The 4859-nt window shown below is 51.8% G+C and carries 4 protein-coding genes and 1 pseudogene; all 5 read left to right on the plus strand.

Translation table 11 applies throughout. The features are described 5' to 3' along the window. Nucleotides 1-314 (plus strand): annotated as a pseudogene (locus BUA65_RS18280) (hypothetical protein); the annotation flags it as partial. After that, a complete protein-coding gene (locus BUA65_RS10805; protein WP_084062310.1) occupies nucleotides 301-648 on the plus strand; it encodes a restriction endonuclease subunit S in 348 nt (115 codons plus the stop codon). The pseudogene BUA65_RS18280 and the gene BUA65_RS10805, both read left to right, overlap by 14 nt. Next, entirely contained in the window at nucleotides 632-3514 is a 2883-nt protein-coding gene (locus BUA65_RS10810; RefSeq protein ID WP_072869618.1) for a type I restriction endonuclease subunit R, read from the plus strand. Before BUA65_RS10805 ends, BUA65_RS10810 begins: the two co-directional genes overlap by 17 nt. Next, entirely contained in the window at nucleotides 3511-3954 is a 444-nt protein-coding gene (locus BUA65_RS10815; protein WP_242656309.1) for a M48 metallopeptidase family protein, read from the plus strand. Before BUA65_RS10810 ends, BUA65_RS10815 begins: the two co-directional genes overlap by 4 nt. Nucleotides 3955-4576: 622 nt before the next feature. Continuing rightward, the gene (locus BUA65_RS10820) at nucleotides 4577-4828 is read left to right on the plus strand and encodes a TM1266 family iron-only hydrogenase system putative regulator (RefSeq protein ID WP_072869619.1); all 252 of its coding nucleotides are present in this window, start codon (nucleotides 4577-4579) and stop codon (nucleotides 4826-4828) included. The last annotated feature ends 31 nt before the right edge of the window (nucleotides 4829-4859 follow it).

Raw genomic sequence — 4859 nt, forward strand, 5'->3', positions numbered from 1 at the left:
CTGCCGTGGTAGAATCTCTGGTTCTGGTGGCTATGCTGACCCTGGTTGTAAGCCACCGGCTGCTTAACCACATGCGGTTGCTGGCTCCGGAGAAAAGCGCTCGCTTTACTCCTTTGCGCTGGGCCGAGTCGTTTTACTCTATTGCGCCGGTTATAATGACTCGTGTACTCAAGTTTATCGGAATTGACGAAGATCCTCTCCTGCTCATAATTTACTTCATGGCTGAGGGCGTTGATCCCAATGTCAACAGAGAACGCCTGTTGTCACCCTGGGTAAAAGCGGTTAATTCCCAGGTATTAGATGGTATTGAGTAGGATTTATGGTAAACCGATCACGCATGCGGCGTTCTTAAACTATTACCTCAATATGGAATCTACTCAGAATCGACTTAAGTTATTGGCTACAAGAGGAGTTAGTCAATCAAACATCAGTGCAACCAAGCTGAAAGGTTTTTTGATACCCATCCCCCCCATCTCTGAACAGAAACAAATAGCCAATTTTCTTACGTTAATGGATCAGAAAATAAATGTAGAAGAAACCCGTAAATCCACCCTCCAATCCCTCTTCCAAACCATGCTCCACCTGCTCATGACCGGCAAGGTCCGGGTGAAAGACCTGGAGGTGAATCTGGATGCCCCTGGGCGGTGAAAAGGCTACAGTACAGAATCCCTTCATCCGCTACGCCACTGAAACGGGCTGGCAGTATGTCGCCCCCTCTGAGCTGGAGCTCCGGCGCGGCGGCATGGGCGGGTTGGTGGTCCGGGATGTCTTTATTAGCCAGCTCCAAAAATTAAACCCCGGCGTAGTGGATCACCTGCGTGCCGAAGAGGTATTAAAGCGGCTGGAGCGCGTGCCGCCCACCATTGAAGGGAACCTCCAGGCCTGGGAATACTTGAAGGGCCTCCGTTCGGTCTATGTAGAAACAGAAAAAAGGGAGCGCAACATCCGCCTTTTGGACCTGGACAACTGGCGGGCTAATATTTTTCAGGTTTCCGACGAGTTTACCTATACCAATGGCACCTATACCATCCGGGCCGATATTGTCTTTTTAATTAACGGCATCCCGGTGCTGGTGGTGGAAACAAAGTCCACCAGCGAGATCGAGGGGATCGCCAAAGCCCTGGACCAGTTGCGCCGTTATCACCAACAGGCCCCGGAATTCATGGCCCTGCTGCAGGTATGTAACCTCACCCACCTTGTCCGCTTCTACTATGGAGTCACCTGGAGCTTAAGCCGCAAAAACCTTTTCAACTGGCGGGACGAGAACCAGAGCCAGGATTTTGAGTCCCTGGTGAAAAACTTCATCCATCCCCAGCGGGTTTTGCGGGTATTGACGGACTTTATCATGTTTACCCGCAAGGATGACGTTTTGAGCAAGGTTATTCTGCGCCCGCACCAGATGCGGGCCGTTGGCCGGGTGCTTAATCGTGCCGCCGACCCGGCCAAAAGGCGGGGGCTGGTCTGGCACACCCAGGGTTCGGGCAAGACCTACACCATGATCACCATTGCCAGGAAGCTCATTGAAGATCCCCGCTTTGATAACCCCACGGTGCTCATGCTGGTGGATCGCAACGAGCTGGAACAGCAGCTTTTCAGCAATCTCTCCGCCTGCGGCCTTGGTGCGGTGGAGGTGGCCAGGAGTAAAAACCATTTAAAAGAACTTTTGGCTTCCGACCGGCGGGGTTTGATCGTGAGCATGATCCATAAATTCGACAACATGCCGGCGGACGTTAACCGGCGTTCAAATATTTTTGTGCTGGTGGATGAGGCCCACCGTACCACTGGCGGCGACCTGGGCAATTACCTGATGGGCGCCCTGCCCAATGCCACCTACATTGGTTTTACCGGCACTCCCATTGACCGCACGGCCCACGGTAAGGGCACCTTTAAAGTATTTGGCTGTGAAGATCCCCAGGGCTACCTGGATAAGTACAGCATCGCTGAATCCATAGAGGACCGTACGACGGTGCCCCTGCATTACGCCCTGGCCCCCAATGACCTGCGGGTGGACCGGGAAACTCTGGAGGAGGAATTTTTAAATCTGGCCGCGGCCGAAGGGGTCAGTGACGTTGAGGAACTGAATAAAGTTTTAGAAAAAGCCGTTACCTTAAGGAATATGCTCAAGAACCGGGAGCGCATAGACCGGATCGCTGCCTACGTGGCCCGGCATTACCGGGAATATGTGGAGCCGCTGGGTTATAAAGCTTTTTTAGTGGGAGTGGACCGGGAAGCCTGTGTTCTGTATAAAGAGGCCCTGGACAAATACCTGCCGCCTGAATATTCGTCTGTGGTGATCAGCCGGGGGCATAATGATGAAGCTCACCTGGCCCGTTATCATCTTTCCGACGACGAAGAAAAGAAAATCCGTAAGGCCTTTGCCGAGCCGGAATCATTACCCAAAATTCTCATTGTAACTGAGAAGTTACTTACCGGTTACGATGCCCCGGTGCTGTATTGCATGTACCTGGATAAGCCCATGCGGGACCATGTGCTGCTGCAGGCCATTGCCCGGGTCAACCGGCCCTATGAAGATAAAGATGGTCACCAGAAGCCGGCCGGCTTTGTCCTGGACTTTGTGGGTATCTTTGAAAACCTGGAGAAAGCTCTGGCCTTTGATTCCCGCGACGTGGAAGGGACCATCCAGCACCTTGACCTGTTAAAAGAACGTTTTGCGGAGATGATGGCCGCAGCTAGAAGGGATTACCTGTCCATTATTGAAAATTACAGTTATGATAAAGCAGCAGACAGAGCCCTGGAACATTTCCGGGGTCAAGAAGAAAAACAGAAATACTACAGTTTCTTTAAGGAACTGGCCAACCTTTATGAAATTCTCTCTCCCGATCCGTTTCTCCGGGAATACCTGGATGACTATGATCAGCTGGCCAGATTATACCGATTGCTTCGGTCGACGGAGACAGTTCCTTTAGACAAGGAGCTGATGCGGAAAACAGCCCGGCTCGTGCAGGAACATACCCTGCCGGGGGCAATTAAAGATGCGGTGGACATATATGAAATTACCGAGCACACCCTGGAGAAGCTGGCCGAAGACACCGCTCCCTATACGGTCAAGGTTTTTAACCTGCTAAAAAGCATCACCGAGGCGGTCGCAGAAAGAGCTAAGCAGGCGCCTTACCTCCTTTCCATCGGGGAGATGGCCGAAAGAATCGCCCAGGCCTACCAGGAGCGGCAGTTAAATACCCAGGAAGCGCTGAAGCGCCTGCAGGAATTGATTGATGAATTTATGGCGGCGGAAAAAGAGCGGGTTGAAAAAATGATGGCTCCGGAACCTTATGCCGTTTACTGGCTTTTAAAGCGGCAAAAGGTTAATGGAGCTGAACGGGTAGCCAGGAATATGGCCCGGGCCTTTGAACGTTATCCCTATTGGCAGAGCAGCGAAACCCAGGAACGGCAGATACGTTTGGAATTATATAAAAACCTCAAAGCAGCAGCCGTTAAGGAAATAAAAAATTTGGTAGACCAAATATTAAGCCTGTTAAAGGGGGCTGGACGATGAGTCTGGCGTTAGGCCATAACTTATTCGGCAGGCAACAGGGGCCTTCAACTGATAATCCGGCGTACGTTGCCGTAAAAGATCCCTTTGGGAAGCTAATGGAGCGCGGCGATGTATCCTATGATTCGATGAATTCTCTTGCCTCCCTGGATGAGCTTGAGGAAGCGATCCCGGAAGCGGTATTCCGGGCGGAAGTAGACGCCTGGGCCAGGCGGATCGGTGTGGAACCCAAACAGGTCCAGCTCCGGGCGATGAAAAAGAAATGGGCCAGTTGCTCCAGTAAAGGGCGGCTGACCTTTGACCCGGCTTTGTTACGCATGCCGGCGGCCTTCCGGGCGGAGGCCATTGTCCATGAGCTGCTGCACTTGAAGATACCCAACCACGGCCCACTGTTTAAGGCGCTGCTGAGGGGGTTTTTAGCGAAGTATAGGGGGGAAGCCTGACCAAAGAAAGTACCTCTTTTGCTTTGCGTGATAGTCTTAGGACAAAAAACTCAAAATAGTGGACATAGGAGGAGGTCTTGCTTTGACCTGGGATTGTTCATTTCTTATGCAAGTGAGGACAGAGAAACAATTCTGAGCCTTTGGCCAGAGCGCTTATACAAATAAGGATTGAGTATTTGGTATGACAGGTTTGTGCTTACTATTGGAGATAGTCTTCGTGAAGCTATAGATGATGGATTGTCGAAATTGAGGTATGGAGTAGTTATTTTAAGTCCCAATTTTTTAGCGGCAAATTCGGGCCGGCCGGACGGCCGGCTGGGAAAAAATTATTGTCAAATTACTGATTTTACAGTATAATCTTTCATAAGTACCCTGACGGATGGGGGCTTGGTGGCCCTGAGCCGGAGGGGTGTGACAACGGCATAACAGCCTTCCCTGCGAAAAGGGTTTTTCCTGTACTCAAGGGGGCAGCGGAGAAACCGGGCAGCAGCCTGCTTTTCGTGGGAGAAAGGCAGGCTTTTTTGTTTACATTGATAGCGTCCTTTAAAAAGGGCATGGGTACGCTCATTTGTGGACGAATTGCGGGGTGCGTTTAAGCTGCGGCGTGGGGGAGGTGTAAGGTGTGGAAAGGCGCATTGGGGTGGTCGGCATCCTGGTCGAAGACCGCCAGCATGCCGCGGGAAAGATCAACAGCATCCTGGGAGAATATGCGGAGATTATTGTGGGGCGCATGGGCATACCTTACCGGGAGAAGAACCTTTCGGTCATAGCCCTGATTGTTGACGGCACCACCGACGAAATCGGGGCTATGACGGGAAAACTGGGCAGTATCAGGGGTGTGCAGGTAAAAAGCGCCCTGGTGTCCCGTAGGTAAAACCGTTAAGAGAAGGATGCGGCGCTGTCCG

Origin of the sequence: Desulfofundulus thermosubterraneus DSM 16057, assembly GCF_900142025.1 — a bacterium.
In the GTDB taxonomy this organism is placed as follows: Bacteria; Bacillota; Desulfotomaculia; order Desulfotomaculales; family Desulfovirgulaceae; genus Desulfofundulus; species Desulfofundulus thermosubterraneus.